The 15,599-nt window shown below is 74.4% G+C and carries 13 protein-coding genes; 7 read left to right on the top strand and 6 right to left on the bottom strand.

Translation table 11 applies throughout. From position 1 onward, the window contains the following. The first annotated feature begins 30 nt into the window (after positions 1 to 30). The gene (locus ACZ7D7_RS07770) at positions 31 to 687 is read left to right on the top strand and encodes a hypothetical protein (RefSeq protein ID WP_470823044.1); all 657 of its coding nucleotides are present in this window, start codon (positions 31 to 33) and stop codon (positions 685 to 687) included. Then, positions 684 to 1,619 carry a nucleotidyl transferase AbiEii/AbiGii toxin family protein gene (locus ACZ7D7_RS07765; protein WP_470823043.1) on the top strand — a complete coding sequence of 312 codons (936 nt, stop codon included), beginning with the start codon at positions 684 to 686 and terminating at the stop codon, positions 1,617 to 1,619. Before ACZ7D7_RS07770 ends, ACZ7D7_RS07765 begins: the two co-directional genes overlap by 4 nt. Before the next feature lie 14 nt (positions 1,620 to 1,633). Here the strand turns inward: ACZ7D7_RS07765 and dnaG are convergent, their stop codons facing one another. The 4 genes from dnaG to ACZ7D7_RS07745 form a co-directional block, all read right to left on the bottom strand. Next, entirely contained in the window at positions 1,634 to 3,550 is a 1,917-nt protein-coding gene (dnaG, locus tag ACZ7D7_RS07760) for a DNA primase (RefSeq protein WP_470823042.1), read from the bottom strand. 67 nt (positions 3,551 to 3,617) lie between these two features. Continuing rightward, on the bottom strand, positions 3,618 to 4,883 hold the full coding sequence (locus tag ACZ7D7_RS07755) for an NAD(P)/FAD-dependent oxidoreductase (RefSeq protein WP_470823041.1): 1,266 nt from the start codon (positions 4,881 to 4,883) through the stop codon (positions 3,618 to 3,620). A gap of 93 nt (positions 4,884 to 4,976) precedes the next feature. Beyond that, a complete protein-coding gene (locus ACZ7D7_RS07750; protein WP_470823040.1) occupies positions 4,977 to 6,299 on the bottom strand; it encodes a deoxyguanosinetriphosphate triphosphohydrolase in 1,323 nt (440 codons plus the stop codon). A gap of 118 nt (positions 6,300 to 6,417) precedes the next feature. Beyond that, positions 6,418 to 7,233: a sirohydrochlorin chelatase gene (locus tag ACZ7D7_RS07745; RefSeq protein WP_470823215.1), complete on the bottom strand. Its 816-nt coding sequence runs from the start codon at positions 7,231 to 7,233 to the stop codon at positions 6,418 to 6,420. Positions 7,234 to 7,629: 396 nt separating this feature from the next. Between ACZ7D7_RS07745 and ACZ7D7_RS07740 the strand changes: the two genes are divergently transcribed. Beyond that, positions 7,630 to 8,328: a SanA/YdcF family protein gene (locus tag ACZ7D7_RS07740; RefSeq protein WP_470823039.1), complete on the top strand. Its 699-nt coding sequence runs from the start codon at positions 7,630 to 7,632 to the stop codon at positions 8,326 to 8,328. A 112-nt stretch (positions 8,329 to 8,440) separates the two neighbouring features. After that, on the top strand, positions 8,441 to 10,552 hold the full coding sequence (locus tag ACZ7D7_RS07735; protein WP_470823038.1) for a molybdopterin oxidoreductase family protein: 2,112 nt from the start codon (positions 8,441 to 8,443) through the stop codon (positions 10,550 to 10,552). Here ACZ7D7_RS07735 and ACZ7D7_RS07730 read toward each other — a convergent pair. Continuing rightward, positions 10,547 to 10,999: a gamma-glutamylcyclotransferase family protein gene (locus ACZ7D7_RS07730; RefSeq protein ID WP_470823037.1), complete on the bottom strand. Its 453-nt coding sequence runs from the start codon at positions 10,997 to 10,999 to the stop codon at positions 10,547 to 10,549. The genes ACZ7D7_RS07735 and ACZ7D7_RS07730 overlap by 6 nt on opposite strands. A gap of 246 nt (positions 11,000 to 11,245) precedes the next feature. Here ACZ7D7_RS07730 and ACZ7D7_RS07725 point away from each other — a divergent pair, with 246 nt between their 5' ends. Then, positions 11,246 to 12,895: a M4 family metallopeptidase gene (locus ACZ7D7_RS07725; protein ID WP_470823036.1), complete on the top strand. Its 1,650-nt coding sequence runs from the start codon at positions 11,246 to 11,248 to the stop codon at positions 12,893 to 12,895. 114 nt (positions 12,896 to 13,009) lie between these two features. Here the strand turns inward: ACZ7D7_RS07725 and ACZ7D7_RS07720 are convergent, their stop codons facing one another. Continuing rightward, positions 13,010 to 13,591 (bottom strand): NADPH-dependent FMN reductase, encoded by a 582-nt coding sequence (locus ACZ7D7_RS07720; RefSeq protein WP_470823035.1) that lies wholly within the window; start codon positions 13,589 to 13,591, stop codon positions 13,010 to 13,012. A 334-nt stretch (positions 13,592 to 13,925) separates the two neighbouring features. Between ACZ7D7_RS07720 and ACZ7D7_RS07715 the strand changes: the two genes are divergently transcribed. Together ACZ7D7_RS07715 and ACZ7D7_RS07710 are read left to right on the top strand one after the other, a co-directional pair. After that, positions 13,926 to 14,447, top strand: coding sequence for a hypothetical protein (locus ACZ7D7_RS07715; protein ID WP_470823034.1), 522 nt, complete (start codon positions 13,926 to 13,928; stop codon positions 14,445 to 14,447). Between the two features lie 449 nt (positions 14,448 to 14,896). Next, positions 14,897 to 15,523, top strand: coding sequence for a class F sortase (locus tag ACZ7D7_RS07710; protein WP_470823033.1), 627 nt, complete (start codon positions 14,897 to 14,899; stop codon positions 15,521 to 15,523). The last annotated feature ends 76 nt before the right edge of the window (positions 15,524 to 15,599 follow it).

Below are 15,599 nucleotides of genomic sequence, written 5' to 3'. Positions count from 1 at the left end.
ACCGTGCGGTTACCCGGCCGGGAAACCCGGATGCCCGGTGCGGACCTGATCTGGCACGATCCGTGCGTGTCCGGATCTCTGTACGAATCCCATGTGACCGTTCACTGCGCCGCGCCCGGCGACGTCGAACGGCTGCGGGCCTGGGCGGACGCGGCCGGTCTGAAGCTGACGCACATCGTGCTCGCCCGGGGCCGGATGCGCGACCAGCCGATGCTCACGCTGTCCGGTTCGCCGTCGTACGCCGCCGAGTCGGCGCGGGCCCGTGAGGTGGCGGAGCGGCTGCGCGCGGACGGCTTCGAACCGGTGCGGGTGAAGACCGAGTCGTCGCCGTGGGCGCCGGAGGTGCCGCGGGCGCCGTGCGACGACGGGCGCTACTTCGAGCACCACGTGAAGCTGCTGCTCGGCCCGGACTCGGACCTGGCGGCGCTCGCGGCACGGGTCGGGCCGCACGGCGCGCATCTGTCGTGGAACGCCCGGCGGGTACGGGACGGGGCGCGGCACGAGCGGTTCGTGACGCAGCGCTGCCGTGGCGTGGACGCGGACGGCGCGGGCCGGGCCCTGGACGCGCTGCTGCGCGAGCTGGACGGGTGCGACGTGCTGTCGGTGGAGCGGGAGTTCGTGCTCCACGACAGCGACGAATCGGTGGACGACGGATGGCTCCAGGAGCCGTTGGGGGTGGTTCGATGAGCCAGGTGGGACTGCGGGACGGGTCGTGGCCGAAGTCGCTGGTGTACGTGCCGGGCGACGGCGTGGAGCAACGGCCCGTGTTCGAGCCCGCGTTGAAGCACTACAGCAACGCCTTCCGGGCGACCGACCCGCGGTTCGCGGACCCGGAGCGCGGCGACGCCTGGCGGGCGGCCCGGCGCGAGGCCCTGGACCTGGTGCTCGCGGCGATCGCCGGTTCGCCGTGGGCGGACGCGCTGGTGCTGCGCGGCAGTGTGCTGATGTCGGCGTGGTTCGGGGACGACGCGCGCGAGCCGGGCGACCTGGACTTCGTCGTCGTCCCGCACACCTGGCGGATCGACGACGGGCGCACGCAGCGGATGCTGGCCTCGGTCGCGGACGCGGCGCAGGCGCTGGCCGAGGCGCGCGGCCGGGAGGTCGGGGTGTCCGCGCGGGGCGCGATCGTCGAGGACATCTGGACGTACGACCGGGTGCCGGGCCGGCGCATGGTGCTGCCGTGGGGCGCGCGGGGGCTGCCCGGCGGGCACGTGCAGCTGGACTTCGTGTTCAGTGAGCGGCTGCCCGAGGAGCCGGAGCCGGTGGAACTGCCGGGCGGCGCGGTCGTGCATGCGGCGTCGCCCGCGCTGTCGCTGGCGTGGAAGCTGATGTGGCTGATCAACGACGCGCACGGGCAGGGCAAGGACCTGTACGACGCGGTGCTGCTGGCCGAGCGGTTCGGGCTGCGCCGGGAGCTGCTGCACGACGTGTTCCGGCTGTCCGGCGAGTGGCCGTACGGCCGGCACGAGATCCTGCTGGAGGACGTCGTGGAGGCCGTCGGGTACGTGGAGTGGAACCACTTCGTCACCGAGTACCCGCGCTTCGCGCACGCCGAGCGGGAGTTCGCGGACCGGCTGGTCCGGGCCGTCACGCCGGCGTTCGCGGACACGCGTGGCTGAGACCGCGGGTCGGGTCAGAGCGCGGCGGCGCCGTGCTCGCGCAGGGTCTGGTCGTACTGCTGGAGGACCCACAGTTCGTTCTGTACGGCGGCCAGTTCGGCCGGGTCGGCGTGGGTGCCGAGGCGGGTGAGGCGGCCGGTGATGTCGCGGATGCGGCGCTCGACGGCCCGGCGGCGGACGGTGACCAGCTGGGCGCCCGCGTACACCTCGTCGACCTCCTTCACGCCGCGGTGCAGCATGATCGCCTCGACGGCCAGCTCGGTGACCATGGCGCGGACGGTGTCGTCGGGGGCGGCCTCGCGGACCCGCACCAGATAGCCCTGCGGGTCCGCGACGCCGTGCTCGGCGCCGCCCGCGTCCATGATGGCCTGGCGCACGGCCGCGTACGGGGCGGCGGTGAACTCGTCGACGCCGTACGCGTCGAAGGCCGGGGACACCAGTTCGGGGCGCTGGAGGGCGAGTTTGAGCAGCTCGCGCTCGGTGGCGTAGACCGGGTTGCGGAGGTTGAGGGCCGGTCCCGGGGCGGCGGCGCGGGGGGCCGCCTCGTACGTCCGGGACGGGCCCCGGCGGTCCGGGGCCGGGCCCTTGCCGCCGCGGTCGCGGGCCCAGCGGGCCAGCTGCGCCACGCGCTTGACGACGAACTGCGTGTCGAGGATGCCGAGCATGCCGGCGAGCTGCACGGCGACCTCGTGCTGGGCGCCGCTGTTCTTGATGCGGGCGACGACCGGGGCGGCCTCGTCCAGCGCGGCGGCGCGCCCGGCCGGGGTGTCCAGGTCGTAGCGGCTCACGATCTGGCGGAGGGCGAACTCGAAGAGCGGGGTGCGGGGTTCGACCAGGTCGGCGACCGCGTCGTCGCCCTTGGCGAGGCGCAGCTCGCAGGGGTCCATGCCGTCCGGGGCGATCGCGATGTAGGTCTCGGCGGCGAACTTCTGGTCGTCCTCGAAGGCGCGCAGGGCCGCCTTCTGGCCGGCCGCGTCGCCGTCGAAGGTGAAGATGACGCGCGCCGAGCCGTTGTCCATGAGGAGCCGGCGGAGGATCTTGATGTGGTCGCCGCCGAAGGCCGTGCCGCAGGTCGCGATGGCGGTGGTGACGCCCGCGAGGTGGCAGGCCATGACGTCGGTGTAGCCCTCGACCACGACCGCGCGGGAGGCCTTGGCGATGTCCTTCTTCGCGAGGTCGATGCCGTACAGCACCTGGGACTTCTTGTAGATCGCCGTGTCGGGCGTGTTGAGGTACTTCGGGCCGTTGTCCGCCTCGTACAGCTTGCGGGCGCCGAAGCCGACGACGTCGCCGCCGATGTCGCGGATGGGCCACATCAGCCGGCCGCGGAAGCGGTCGATGGGGCCGCGGCGGCCCTCCTGGGCGAGCCCGGAGAGCAGCAGCTCCTTGTCGCTGAAGCCCTTGCCGCGCAGGTAGCGGGTGAGGTGGTCCCAGCCCTGCGGGCTGTAGCCGACGCCGAAGTGGACGGCTGCGGCCTGGTCGAAGCCGCGCTCGGCGAGGAAGACCCGGCCGGTCTCGGCCTCGGGGCCGGCGGCGAGCTGTTCCGCGTACCAGTCGGCGGCGATCTTGTGGGCCTCGACCAGGCGGATGCGTTCGCCGCGCTGGTGGGAGGGGTTGTACCCGCCCTCCTCGTAGCGCAGGGTGATGCCGGCCTGGCCGGCCAGGCGCTCGACCGCCTCCGAGAAGGTGAGGTGGTCGATCTTCATCACGAACGTGATGGTGTCGCCGCCCTCCTGGCAGCCGAAGCAGTGGAAGAGTCCCTTGCTCGGGCTGACCTGGAAGGACGGCGACTTCTCGTCGTGGAACGGGCACAGCCCCTTGAGGTTGCCGCCGCCCGCGTTGCGCAGCTGGAGGTACTCGGACACGACGGCGTCGATCGGGACCGCGTCCCGTACCGCCTTCACGTCCTCGTCGTTGATCCGTCCTGCCACGTGGGGATTCTACGGGGGCGCGCGGACATCCCCGGGCCGTCGGCCGGCCGGTCCCTCCGGCCTCCGGCTAGCCGGCCAGGCTCTCCAGGGGCACGTGCGGGGCGGCCAGGGCCTCGGTGTCGACGCGGGCGCCGCTGCGGATCAGCCGCTGGATGGGTTCTGTGACGTCCCACACGTTCACGTTCATCCCGGCCAGCACGCGGCCCTCCTTCACCCAGAAGGCGATGAACTCCCGCTTCCCGGCATCCCCGCGGATCACGACCTCGTCGTACGAGCCGGGCGGCGCCCAGCCCGAGTACTCCATGCCGAGGTCGTACTGGTCGGAGAAGAAGTAGGGCACGCGGTCGTGGACGACCTCCTGGCCGAGCATCGCGCGGGCCGCCGCCGGGCCGCCGTTGAGGGCGTTGGCCCAGTGCTCCACGCGCAGCCGGGTGCCGAACAGGCGGTGCGGGAAGGACGCCACGTCGCCCGCGGCGTGGATGTCGGGGTCGGAGGTGCGCAGCCGTTCGTCGACCACGACGCCGCCGCCGTGCGCCCGGTCGGCGATCTCCAGGCCCGCGGCCTCCGCGAGCGCGACCCGCGGGGCGGCGCCGATCGCGGCGAGCACGTCGTGCGCCGGGTGCTCCTCGCCGTCGTCGGTGCGGGCCGCGAGGACCATGCCGTCCTGCCCGACGATCTCCGTGAGGTGCGCCCCGAAGTGGAAGCGGACGCCGTGCTCGCGGTGCAGCTCGGCGAAGACCTGGCCCAGCTCGGGGCCCAGCACGTGGTGCAGCGGGGTCGGGGACGGCTCGACGACGGTGACCTCGGCGCCGTACTCGCGGGCCGCCGCGGCGACCTCCAGGCCGATCCAGCCGCCGCCGGCGATCACCAGGTGCCCGTTGTCGCGGCCGAGTGCGGCCAGGACGTGCTTGAGGCGCTCGGCGTGGGCGAGGCGGCGCAGGTGGTGGACGCCGGCCAGGCCGGTGCCGGGGATGTCCAGGCGGCGGGGTTCGGCGCCGGTGGCCAGCAGCAGCTTGTCGTAGTGGACGACCGTGCCGTCCTCGCCGAAGCGGACCGTCTTCGCGGCGCGGTCGACGGCGTCGACGGTCTGGCCGAGGTGCAGCTCGATGTCGTGGCGGGCGTACCAGGCGGGCTCGTGCACGAAGACGCTGTCGCGTTCCTCCCTGCCGAGCAGGTACCCCTTGGACAGCGGGGGCCGTTCGTACGGGTGGTCGCGTTCGTCGCAGATCAGTATCACCCGCCCGGTGAAGCCCTCCGCCCGGAGCGTCTCCGCCGCCTTGGCGCCGGCGAGCCCTCCACCGACGATGACGAACGTCTGATCCGCGTCGACCACGTGATGCCTCCTCGTAATGGTGTCGCCACATGCGAGCGTCCCGCACACAGCGTGATGCGGGAAGAGGGAGTGGCCCGATCAGGCCACGCAGGGTCACATTCGGACCCGATCGGGGTCACCTCTGCCCCGTCGGTGTCCGGCCGTGCCCGTGAGCCGGGCGTGCAGCGAGCGGGCCGAGGCGTCGGTGAGGGACGCGATGTGGTCGACGACGACGCGCTTGCGGGCCCGGTCGTCGGGCGCCCGGTCGAACAGGGCGCGGAACTGCGGGTCCAGGCCGTCCGGGGCGCGGGCGGTGAGGGCCTCGGCGAGTTCGGCGACGACGACGCGCTGGTCGGCGCGGAGCCGTTCCTGCTCGGCGCGCTGCATGACGTACCGGTCGGCGACCGCCTTCAGCACGGCGCACTCCAGGCGGGTCTCGCGCGGCACGACCAGTTCCGCCGTGTACCGGGTGAGCCGCCCGCCGCCGTACGCGGCCCGTGTCGCTGCCTCCGCCGCGAGGCAGAAGCGGCCGATGAGCTGGCTCGTGGCGTCCTTGAGGCGGGCCTGGGCGACGGCCGTGCCGTCGTAGCCGTGCGGCCACCACGGCTGGTCCTGGAGCCGGTCGAGGGCCTCGGCGAGTTCGGCGGGGTCGGTGCCGGCGGGGACGTAGCGGCCGACGGCGACCGCGAACACGTCCTGCCGCTCGGGCTCGGCGTGCAGGCAGTTCGGGTCGATGTGCCCGGCGTGCAGGCCGTCCTCGACGTCGTGCACCGAGTACGCCACGTCGTCCGACCAGTCCATGACCTGCGCCTCGAAGCAGGTGCGGGTGCCGGGGGCGCCCTCGCGGACCCAGTCGAAGACGGGCCGGTCGTCCTCGTACACGCCGAACTTCCGCGAGGCCGGGTCGGTGGGGTGCGCACCGCGCGGCCACGGGTACTTGGTGGCGGCGTCCAGGGCGGCGCGGGTCAGGTTGAGGCCGACACTGACGGTGTCGCCGGTGGCGGGGTCGGTGACGAACCGTTTGGGCTCGATGCGGGTGAGCAGGCGCAGCGACTGGGCGTTGCCCTCGAAGCCGCCGCAGTCCGCGGCGAACTCGTTCAGCGCCTGTTCGCCGTTGTGGCCGAAGGGCGGGTGGCCGAGGTCGTGGGAGAGGCAGGCGGCCTCCACCAGGTCGGGGTCGCAGCCGAGGGCGGCGCCGAGTTCGCGGCCGACCTGGGCGCACTCCAGCGAATGGGTGAGCCTGGTGCGGGGGCTGGCGTCCCACGCCGGGCCCATGGTGCCGGGGGTGACGACCTGGGTCTTGCCGGCGAGACGGCGCAGGGCGGCGGAGTGCAGGACGCGGGCGCGGTCGCGCTGGAAGGCGGTGCGGCCGGGGCGTTTGTCGGGTTCGGGGGCCCAGCGGGCGGCTGACGCCGGGTCGTATGCGGGCGGTGCCATGTGGTGACCCTACGGCGCCTGCGGGGGTGGGTGCGTTGGGTTGTTCGACGGGTGTGGGTTCGTTGTGGTTGCTCGCGCAGTTCCCCGCGTCCCTTGTGTCTCCCCCTGAGCGGCGTTGTCAGGCTGATGCCAGTGTGCGTTCTGTCCTTGTCCCCGTCGTCAGTGCTTCGTCGTAGCGGTGGAGGAGGAGGTGGGCCATCTTGTCGTGGGCTCCGAGGGGGGCCGCCGTGATCCACGGGGCCGCCTCCGCGCATTCCGTCGCGAAGCGGCCCGGGGCCGTGAAGTAGGAGGCCAGGGCGATGTTCGTGCGGCCCTGGGAGCGGAGGGTGGCGACCGCTTCCGGGACCGTGGGGGTCGCCGCCGAGGCGTAGGCCGGGAGGACCGGGACGCCGAGGCGGGCGGCGAGGAGGGCTGCGGTGCGGCCGGTGTCGAGGCGGGACTCGGGGTCGCGGGAGCCGGCCGCGGCGAGGACGACCGCCGAGGCGCGGCGTTCGGCGGCGGGGGCGTGCGGGTCCCAGCCGGCCTCGGCCAGGCGCTCGTGGAGGGTGTCCACCAGCAGCGGGTGCGGGCCGAGCGGGGCCGCGACGCGGGTGCGGACGCGGGTCGTCGCCGCCATCTCGGGGATGTCCTGCTTGACGTGGTAGCCGCGGCTGAGCAGCAGGGGGACGAGGACGGCCTCGGTGGTGCCGCGGGCCGCGAGGCCGGCGAGGGTGTCGGGCAGCAGGGGCGCGTTCAGTTCGATGTGCCCGAGGTGCACCGGCAGGCCGGGGCGCAGCGCGCGGACGCGGTCGAGGAGGGCGCGGACCGTTTCCAGGGCGCGCGGGTCGCGGCTGCCGTGGGCGACGGCGACCAGGGCGGGCCGGGCGAGGCGGCGGCGTCCGTCGGGCCGGACGAGGCTGAGCCGGCCGGCGAGTCGGCTGCCGATCAGGTTCATGATCTGCGCCGTACTGTCGAGGTGGGCGGTGGAGTCGTCGCGCGGGGCGGCCGGGGCGGAGGCAGTGGCCGCAGGAGACGGGCCGCTCGTCGGTCCGCTCGTGCGGTTCGTCCCGCTCGTCCCGCTCGTCCCGCTGGTCTCGCTCGTCTCGCTCGTCTCGCTCGTCTTGTGCGTCGCCGTCATGAACCGATGGTGAACGCGGGACGTTGCCGCCCCGTTGCGCCGGAATGACAGGTGTTTTCCAGCGGTTCACGGCGGGGTGCCGGGGGTGTGTGAGGCGTCGTGAGCTGCGGATTCACCGGTCGGGGTGAGCCCGGTCACGTGCCGTGGGGTGAACCGGAGGGCCCGGCGCGGCGTCCCTGGGTGCGAGAGCCCGCCCGAGGAAGGGACCGTCCGATGCGCCGGCCGACCCATGCGTGGACACTGCCCCGCCCCCGTCTGCCGCGCACCCGCGCCGGGCGGCGCCGGCTGGTGCGGGCGGTGGTCGCCGGGTGCGTGCTGGCGCTGCTCCCGGCGACGTGGCTGCGGCTGACGACGGACGGCCGGCTGCGGTCCGCCGCCGACGTGCCGCGCACGGACGTCGCCGTGGTCTTCGGCGCCGGGCTGTGGGACGGGGAGCCGTCGCCGTACCTGGCGCACCGGCTGGACGCGGCGGCCGAGCTGTACCGGGCGGACCGCGTCGAGGTGGTCCTCGTCACCGGCGACAACAGCCGGGAGGACTACGACGAGCCGGACGCGATGCGCGCCTACCTGGTCCGGCAGGGCGTGCCGGACGCGCGGATCGTCAGCGACTACGCGGGTTTCGACACCTGGGACTCGTGCGTGCGCGCGAGGAAGATCTTCGGCGTGGACCGGGCTGTGCTGATCAGCCAGGACTTCCACGTCCGGCGCGCGGTGGCGCTGTGCCGGGCGGCGGGTGTCACGTCGTACGGCCTCGGGGTCGCCGAGCCGCGCGACGCGACCTGGTACTACGGGGGCGTCCGGGAGGTCGTGGCGGCGGGCAAGGCGGCCTGGGACGCCGTCGTCGAACCGGATCCGCGCTTCCTGGGGCCCCGGGAGCCGGGCGTGGCGCGGGCCCTGTCGCACGCCCCCTGAGGGGGCGCGGGCGCGTCTCACGACGGGTGGGTCCCGGCAGGGAGGTCGCCGTGCGCGCCGTGTAACAAAGGGCCGTCACGGCACGTAACACGGGCGACGCACGCTGAACGGCATGCAGAACACCGCCACGCCCACGCACTGCCCGTACTGCGCCCTGCAGTGCGGGATGAATCTGACGCCCGTGCCCGGCGGGACCGTCGAGGTGAGCGAGCGCGCGGACTTCCCGGTGAACCGGGGAGCGCTGTGCGGCAAGGGGCGGACGGCGCCCGAGGTGCTGTCGTCGCGGGTGCGGCTGACGTCGCCGCTGGTGCGGTCCGCCGCCGGTGAGCTGGAGCCCGCCTCCTGGGAGGAGGCGCTGGACCGGATCACCGAGGGCCTGACGTCGGCGCGCTCGGCGTACGGCGCGGACGCGCTCGGCGTGTTCGGCGGCGGCGGACTGACCAACGAGAAGGCGTACACGCTCGGCAAGTTCGCGCGGGTGGTGCTCGGCACCTCGCAGATCGACTACAACGGACGCTTCTGCATGTCGTCCGCCGCCGCGGCCGGCACGAAGGCGTTCGGGCTCGACCGGGGGCTGCCGTTCCCGCTGGAGGACATCCCGAAAACGGGCTGCGTGATCCTCGTCGGTTCCAACCTCGCCGAGACGATGCCGCCCGCGCTGCGCTACCTGACCGAGCTGAAGGCCAACGGCGGCACCCTGATCGTCGTCGACCCGCGCCGCACGCGGACCGCCGAGCAGGCCGACCTGCACCTGGCGCCCCGGCCCGGCACCGACCTGGCGCTCGCGCTCGGGCTGCTGCACCTGGTGGTCGCGGAGGGCCGCACCGACGAGGCGTACGTCCAGGACCGCACGAGCGGCTGGGAGGACGCCCGGGCCGCGGCGATGGCGCACTGGCCGGAGTACGTGGAGCGGATCACGGGGGTGTCCGTGCCCGAACTCCGGGAGGCGGTACGGATGTTCTGCGAGCCGGAGACCGCGATGGTGCTCACGGCGCGCGGGCCCGAGCAGCAGTCCAAGGGCACGGACACGGTCGGCGCGTGGATCAACCTGTGCCTGGCGACGGGCCGCGCCGGACGCCCGTACTCCGGGTACGGCTGTCTGACCGGGCAGGGCAACGGGCAGGGCGGGCGCGAGCACGGCCAGAAGGCCGACCAGTTGCCCGGCTACCGCAAGCTGACCGACCCGGCGGCACGGCGGCACGTCGCCGAGGTGTGGGGCGTCGACCCCGACTCGCTGCCGGGCCCCGGCCGCAGCGCGTACGAACTCCTCGACGCGCTGGGCACCGACATCCGCGCGCTGCTGCTGATGGGCTCCAACCCGGTGGTGTCGGCGCCGCGCGCGGGACACGTCGAGGAGCGCGTCCGGTCGCTGGACTTCCTCGCCGTGTGCGACGTGGTGCTGTCGGAGACGGCGGCGCTGGCCGATGTCGTGCTGCCGGTGACGCAGTGGGCCGAGGAGACCGGCACCACGACCAACCTGGAGGGCAGGGTGCTGCTGCGCCGGCAGGCGATCACGCCGCCCGCCGGGGTGCGCAGCGACCTGGAGGTCATGCACGAACTCGCCGCCCGGCTGGGCGTGGAGAAGGGCTTCCCGACCGACCCGGAGGAGGTCTTCGAGGAGCTGCGCCGCGCGAGCGCGGGTGGTCCCGCCGACTACTCCGGGATCACGTACCGCAGGCTCGCCGAGGAGAACGGCGTCTTCTGGCCGTGCCCGGCGGACCGGTCCGAGGCGGGGGGCACCGACGACGGTGCCGACGCGCACCCCGGCACGCCCCGGCTGTTCCTCGACCGGTTCGCCACCGGGGACGGGCGGGCCCGGTTCGTGCCCGTCTCGCACCGGGCGATCGCCGAGGAGCCCGACGACGAGTACCCGGTGCTGCTGACCACCGGCCGGGTCGTCGCCCAGTACCAGTCCGGCGCCCAGACCCGCCGCGTCGAGGAGCTCAACGCCGCCGCGCCGGGCCCGTTCGTGGAGCTGCATCCGCGGCTCGCGGCGCGTCTCGGGGCGGCGGAGGGCGACCCGGTCGCCGTGGTGTCGCGGCGCGGGCGGGCGGTCGCCCCGGCCCGCATCACGACGGACATCCGGCCCGACACGGTCTTCATGCCGTTCCACTGGCCGGGCGAGGGCCGCGCCAACACCCTCACCAACCCGGCGCTCGACCCGACGTCCCGCATGCCGGAGTTCAAGGCGTGCGCGGTGCGGCTCGAACCGGTCGGGTCATAGCGTCCGGGCCCGCCAGTCGCCGTTCTCGATCAGCCTGCCGCGCGCCCGCAGTCGGGCCGTGACGGCCGGGGCGGCGACGTACACCCAGGCGCGCACGGTGGCGCGGTCGCGGGCGCGGACGACGTCGCGGGCGACGCGTTCGTAGAGGCTGCGCGGGTCGCCCGGGGTGTACTCCTCCAGCCGGTCGAGGCGCGCGAGCAGGTCGGCGTACGCCTCGGGCCGGGCGGTGACGAGGTCTCCGTGGACCGTGCCGCCGGGCTCGTCCACCGCGTACGGGTAGCCGGGGCCGGCGTACAGGACGGCGCCGGGGAGGCGGGCGGGTTCCTCGGCGCTCGTGCGGCCGAGCAGGAGGGCGTCGTGGTGGGGCTCGCCGGGGCGCAGGGTGCCGTAGACGAAGAACGGGAGCCGTTCGGGGCGGTGCGGGGCGCGCCCGGCAGGCTCTGTCATGCGTGGGTCTCCCTCGTCGTCTTCGTCGTCGCGCCGCGGGTGCGCGGGGGCCTCTACCGAAGCCCCGCAGAAACGATTCTCACCCCACACACACCGTCACGGAACCGCCCTGGACATGACATGACCTGGGCGTCTTGAATCGCCGTCAACATCCCCGTTCCCCCCACGCATCCCCACACGCCCTCGCCACCGCCCGCGACCGGCGCCACCCCCACGCGCCCCGCGGGCGCCGTACCAAGGAGACCGATGAGCCGCATACGGCACGTCCGAGGTTCCCGTCTCGCCCTGGCAGGCACGGCCGCCACCGCCGCCGCCCTCCTCGCGGCCACCCTGTACCCCTCCTCCGCCGGCGCCGTCGACCGGCCGGCCCGGGCCACCGCCGTCGAGAACGCCGCCGCGGTCCTCGCCGAGCGGGCCGCGAGCCTCGGGCTCACCGACGCCCAGGACACGAAGGTCCGCGACGTGGTCGTCGACCGGGACGGCTCCCAGCACGTCCGCTACGACCGCACCTACCGGGGACTGCCCGTGCTGGGCGGCGACTTCGTCGTCCACCTCACGCCCGAGGGCGAGTACCGGAGCGTGAACCGCGCCACCCGCGCCGCGCTCTCCCTGCCCGGCACCACCCCGCGGGTGTCGGCCCCGAAGGCCGCCGACCTCGCGGCGAACGTGCTGCGCGCCGCCAACCTGGGCGAGACGCTGCGCAGGCTGACGGCCAAGCCGGAGCTGGTCGTCGACGCCCTGCACGGCGCGCCGAAGCTGGCCTGGCGCACCGACGCCGTGGCCCAGGACGCGAAGGGCAACCCGGTCGCCCACACCGTGCTCACCGACGCGACGACGGGCGAGCAGATCGACGCCTGGGACAGCCTGGAGTCGGCGACGGGGGACGGCAAGTCCCTGTACGGCGGCACGGTTCCGCTGGAGACGACGCCGTCGGGCTCGTCGTACCAGCTGAAGGACCCGACGCGCGGCGGCACGTACACCGGTGACGCGGGCAACAAGACCGACCTGTGCCTGCTGGGCGCCGTCTGTCTGACCCGGGCGCCCGCGACGGTGTTCACGGACGCCGACAACCACTGGGGCTCGGGCACGACGTCCGACCGCGCCTCGGCCGCCGTCGACGCGCAGTACGGCACCGACGTGACGTGGGACTACTTCAAGGACGTCCACGGCCGCAACGGCATCGCCGGCGACGGCAAGGGCTCGTACAACCGCGTCCACTACGGCAACGCCTACAACAACGCCTTCTGGGACGACAGCTGCTTCTGCATGACGTACGGCGACGGCGACGGCAAGACGTTCGGGCCGCTGGTGTCGCTGGACGTCGCCGGGCACGAGATGACGCACGGCGTGACGTCGAAGACGGCGGCGCTGGTGTACTCGGGCGAGTCCGGCGGCCTGAACGAGGCGACGAGCGACATCTTCGGCACGCTCGTGGAGTTCCACGCGGACAACGCCTCGGACCGGGGCGACTGGCTGATCGGCGAGAAGATCGTGCGCCCGGACTTCGGCCAGGCGGCGCTGCGTTACATGGACAAGCCGTCCAAGGACGGCAACTCGGTGGACTGCTGGAGCCCCACCGTGGCGACGCTCGACGTCCACTACTCGTCGGGCGTCGCGAACCACTTCGCGTACCTCCTCGCGGAGGGCAGCGGTGCCAAGACCGTGAACGGCGTCGCCCACGACTCCCCCACCTGTGACGGCTCGTCGGTCACCGGGATCGGCCGGGACAAGCTGGGCGCGATCTGGTACCGGGCGCTGACGGTCTACATGACGTCCTCGACGACGTACGCCGCCGCCCGCCAGGCCACCCTGGACGCGGCGGAGGACCTGTACGGCGACGGCAGCGCGGAGCGGTCGGCGGTGGCCGCGGCGTGGCGCGCGGTGAACGTGGGCTGACCTCGTCGCCCAGGACGCGCGGCCCGCGGGACGGCCGCTCCGGAGTGGTTTCCGGGGCGGCCGTCCCGCGTTCGTGAGGGGGCGCCGGGGGGGAGAGAGAGCGGGTGCGCGGGGTCAGGCGGCGTACGGGGTCGTCCGCCTCGCCTCGCGCAGGGCCCGGGCCCACCAGGCGAGTTGGTCGAGCATCACCTTGGCCGCCGCGTCGGGGCCCGACGGGTCCTTGAGGACGCCGGCGTCGTCGAAGGCCGCGCCCGCGTTGTGGAAGGAGACGGTGTCGCGGACCGTGACGGCGTGGAGCTCGGCGAAGACCTGACGCAGGTGTTCGACGGCGCGCAGGCCGCCGGACACGCCGCCGTAGGAGGCCAGGGCGACGGGCTTGGCGCGCCACTCCGCGTAGTGCCAGTCGACGAGGTTCTTCAGGCCCGCCGGGAACGAGTGGTTGTACTCGGGCGTGAGGACGACGAACGCGTCCGCCTCCGCCAGCTTCGGCGTCACGTCGGCCAGCGCGGCCGCCGCCCTGGGGCCGCGGGCCAGGGACATGGGCAGGTCGGTCGCGGCGACGTCGACGACCGCCGGGTCGAGGTCGGGGTGGTCGCGCAGATGGCCGAGGAGCCAGTCGGCGACGACGGGGCCGAAGCGGCCGTGGCGGTTGCTGCCGATGACGAGGACGACCTTGAGGGGGTCTGCTGTGTTCATGGAGAGAGCGTCCGACCTCAAGTGGGCTTGAGGTCAAGTCCCGTGGGGCGAGGTGCCGCGGGCGGAGCGGTCACCCGTTCACACGCGCGTCGGGCAACCCTTCCGGTTCTTGTCGCCGGGAGACACACAGCACGCCGGTGACCTGCCGAAACGAGGGCGTCGCGGTGTCCGCCGGGCTCCCGGGGCGGCACCCGTTCATCCCCTTTCTGACGAGCCATCAGCAAGCGCGCCGGGCGTGCTGCCACTTACCTCGGTAGGGCAGGGACACGGCCGACGCAGCGGCACATGGGGGTGTCGCGGGCCGTGACCCGCCGAACAGCTCGGAGGAGCACGGATGCGCCGTACCGCCCGTCTGCTGACCGGGGGCGCCCTCGCCGTCGCCGCCGCGGGTTCCGTCGCCGCGCCCGCGTACGGCGCGGGCACCGACGGCCTGGACGTGTACCCGTACTCGGTGGTGCCCGGCGGCCGGGTCGCGGTGCACACCGGCGCGTGCGGCGAGGGCGGCACCGCGCAGGGCGACGCGGCGGCGGTGGGCGCCGGCGCCTTCACCCTGGTGCCGGGCGCCCACGGGCGGGACGCGACCGGGCGGTTCCGGGTGCCGCCGAGCGCGCAGCCGGGGACGTACGAGATCGTCGCGACCTGCGCGGGCAGCGGGCGGCGGGTGACCGGCGACCTCGTGGTGACGCTGGCGTCGCACCGGCAGGGGACGTATCCGCGCGGAAGTGTGAAGACGGGGGTCGGCGGCGCTCTGGGCCCCGATCCCGTACAGACCGCGGCCGGCGTGACGGCTCTCGCCGTCGCCGCCGCGGGCGGTACCTGGCTCCTGCATCGCCGGGCGAGAGGCGACGGGATCTGACGGGCACCCTCCGCTGCCCGTCCGCCGGTACCGCGACTCCCCTCCCCCTCCGGACCCGACGCCCCTCGCGGCCCGGAGGGGGTACGGGGCGCCTCGGCCGGCGACGCGGGTGCGCTGCGCGGTGGCGCGGGGGCTGTGTGCGGGCGACATGGGGGGCGCTGTGCGTGGCGACACGGGACGCTGTACGTGGCGACGAGGGAGCGCTGTGCATGGCGACACGGGACGCTGTGCGTGGCGGCGAGGGAGCACTGTGCATGGCGACACGGGACGCTGTGCGTGGCGACGAGGGGCGCTGTGTGCGGCGGTCGGTTCGGCCGCGCGCGTCGGTCCCGTCGGCCGGCATTCCGTACCGCATCCGACCGGTCCCGTCGGAATTCCCGGGGCGGCCGTCGGTGCCCACCCGGGCTTCGCCCCACCCGTACGGGCCGTCAGGTCCAGGGAGGTTCGTCATGCGCAGGCTCGGCAACGTGGCCACCGGGGTCGTCACGGCACTCGCCCTCTGCACGGGCGCGTGGCTGCTGAGCGACGCCCTGGACTCGGGCGCTCCGCCGCAGCCGTCCGCCGCGCAGGCCCGTTCCGGGCGGGACGGCGGTCGGCCCGCGGCGCCCGCGCTGCCGCCCTCGCCGCCCGACCGCATCCGCATTCCGGCGATCCGGGTGGACGCCCCGCTGACCGGCCTCGGCCTCACCCCGTCCGGCAGCCTCGACGTGCCACCGGCCGAGCGGCGCGACCTCGCCGGCTGGTACGAGGCCGGCACGACGCCCGGCGAGACGGGCACCGCGATCGTCGCGGGCCACGTCGACAACGCCGACGGCCCCGCCGTGTTCTACCGGCTCGGCGCCCTGCCGAAGGGCAGCAGGATCGAGGTGGACCGGCGGGACGGCGGCGTCGCCGTGTTCACGGTGGACGCGGTCGAGGCGTACGACGCGCGGGACTTCCCGGACGAGAAGGTGTACGGCCCGGCCGAGCGCCCCGAGTTGCGGGTCATCACGTGCGGCGGCGGCTACTCGCGGGCCACCGGCTACCGGGGCAACGTGGTGGTCTTCGCCCACCTGACGGGTTCGAGCAGGGCCTGATCCTGCGGCAACGGGCCACTCCCGCACGGTCGTTCACACGCCTGCCGGTTCCGGCAGGAATCAGGCCGGACCTCGA

The sequence above is a fragment of the Streptomyces sp. NPDC037054 genome (assembly GCF_055606745.1).
This window is presented reverse-complemented; position numbering and strand designations above follow the sequence as displayed.

Excerpts from the sequence above, each read along its gene's own strand:
- ACZ7D7_RS07745 (WP_470823215.1), bottom strand. The coding sequence starts at position 7,233 with ATGAACCTGATCGGCAGCCGACTCGCCGGCCGGCTCAGCCTCGTCCGG.
- ACZ7D7_RS07770 (WP_470823044.1), top strand. The coding sequence starts at position 31 with ATGCCCGGTGCGGACCTGATCTGGCACGATCCGTGCGTGTCCGGATCT.
- ACZ7D7_RS07740 (WP_470823039.1), top strand. The coding sequence starts at position 7,630 with ATGCGCCGGCCGACCCATGCGTGGACACTGCCCCGCCCCCGTCTGCCG.
- ACZ7D7_RS07750 (WP_470823040.1), bottom strand. The coding sequence starts at position 6,299 with ATGGCACCGCCCGCATACGACCCGGCGTCAGCCGCCCGCTGGGCCCCC.
- ACZ7D7_RS07715 (WP_470823034.1), top strand. The coding sequence starts at position 13,926 with ATGCGCCGTACCGCCCGTCTGCTGACCGGGGGCGCCCTCGCCGTCGCC.
- ACZ7D7_RS07735 (WP_470823038.1), top strand. The coding sequence starts at position 8,441 with ATGCAGAACACCGCCACGCCCACGCACTGCCCGTACTGCGCCCTGCAG.
- ACZ7D7_RS07710 (WP_470823033.1), top strand. The coding sequence starts at position 14,897 with ATGCGCAGGCTCGGCAACGTGGCCACCGGGGTCGTCACGGCACTCGCC.
- ACZ7D7_RS07730 (WP_470823037.1), bottom strand. The coding sequence starts at position 10,999 with ATGACAGAGCCTGCCGGGCGCGCCCCGCACCGCCCCGAACGGCTCCCG.
- ACZ7D7_RS07725 (WP_470823036.1), top strand. The coding sequence starts at position 11,246 with ATGAGCCGCATACGGCACGTCCGAGGTTCCCGTCTCGCCCTGGCAGGC.
- ACZ7D7_RS07765 (WP_470823043.1), top strand. The coding sequence starts at position 684 with ATGAGCCAGGTGGGACTGCGGGACGGGTCGTGGCCGAAGTCGCTGGTG.
- ACZ7D7_RS07720 (WP_470823035.1), bottom strand. The coding sequence starts at position 13,591 with ATGAACACAGCAGACCCCCTCAAGGTCGTCCTCGTCATCGGCAGCAAC.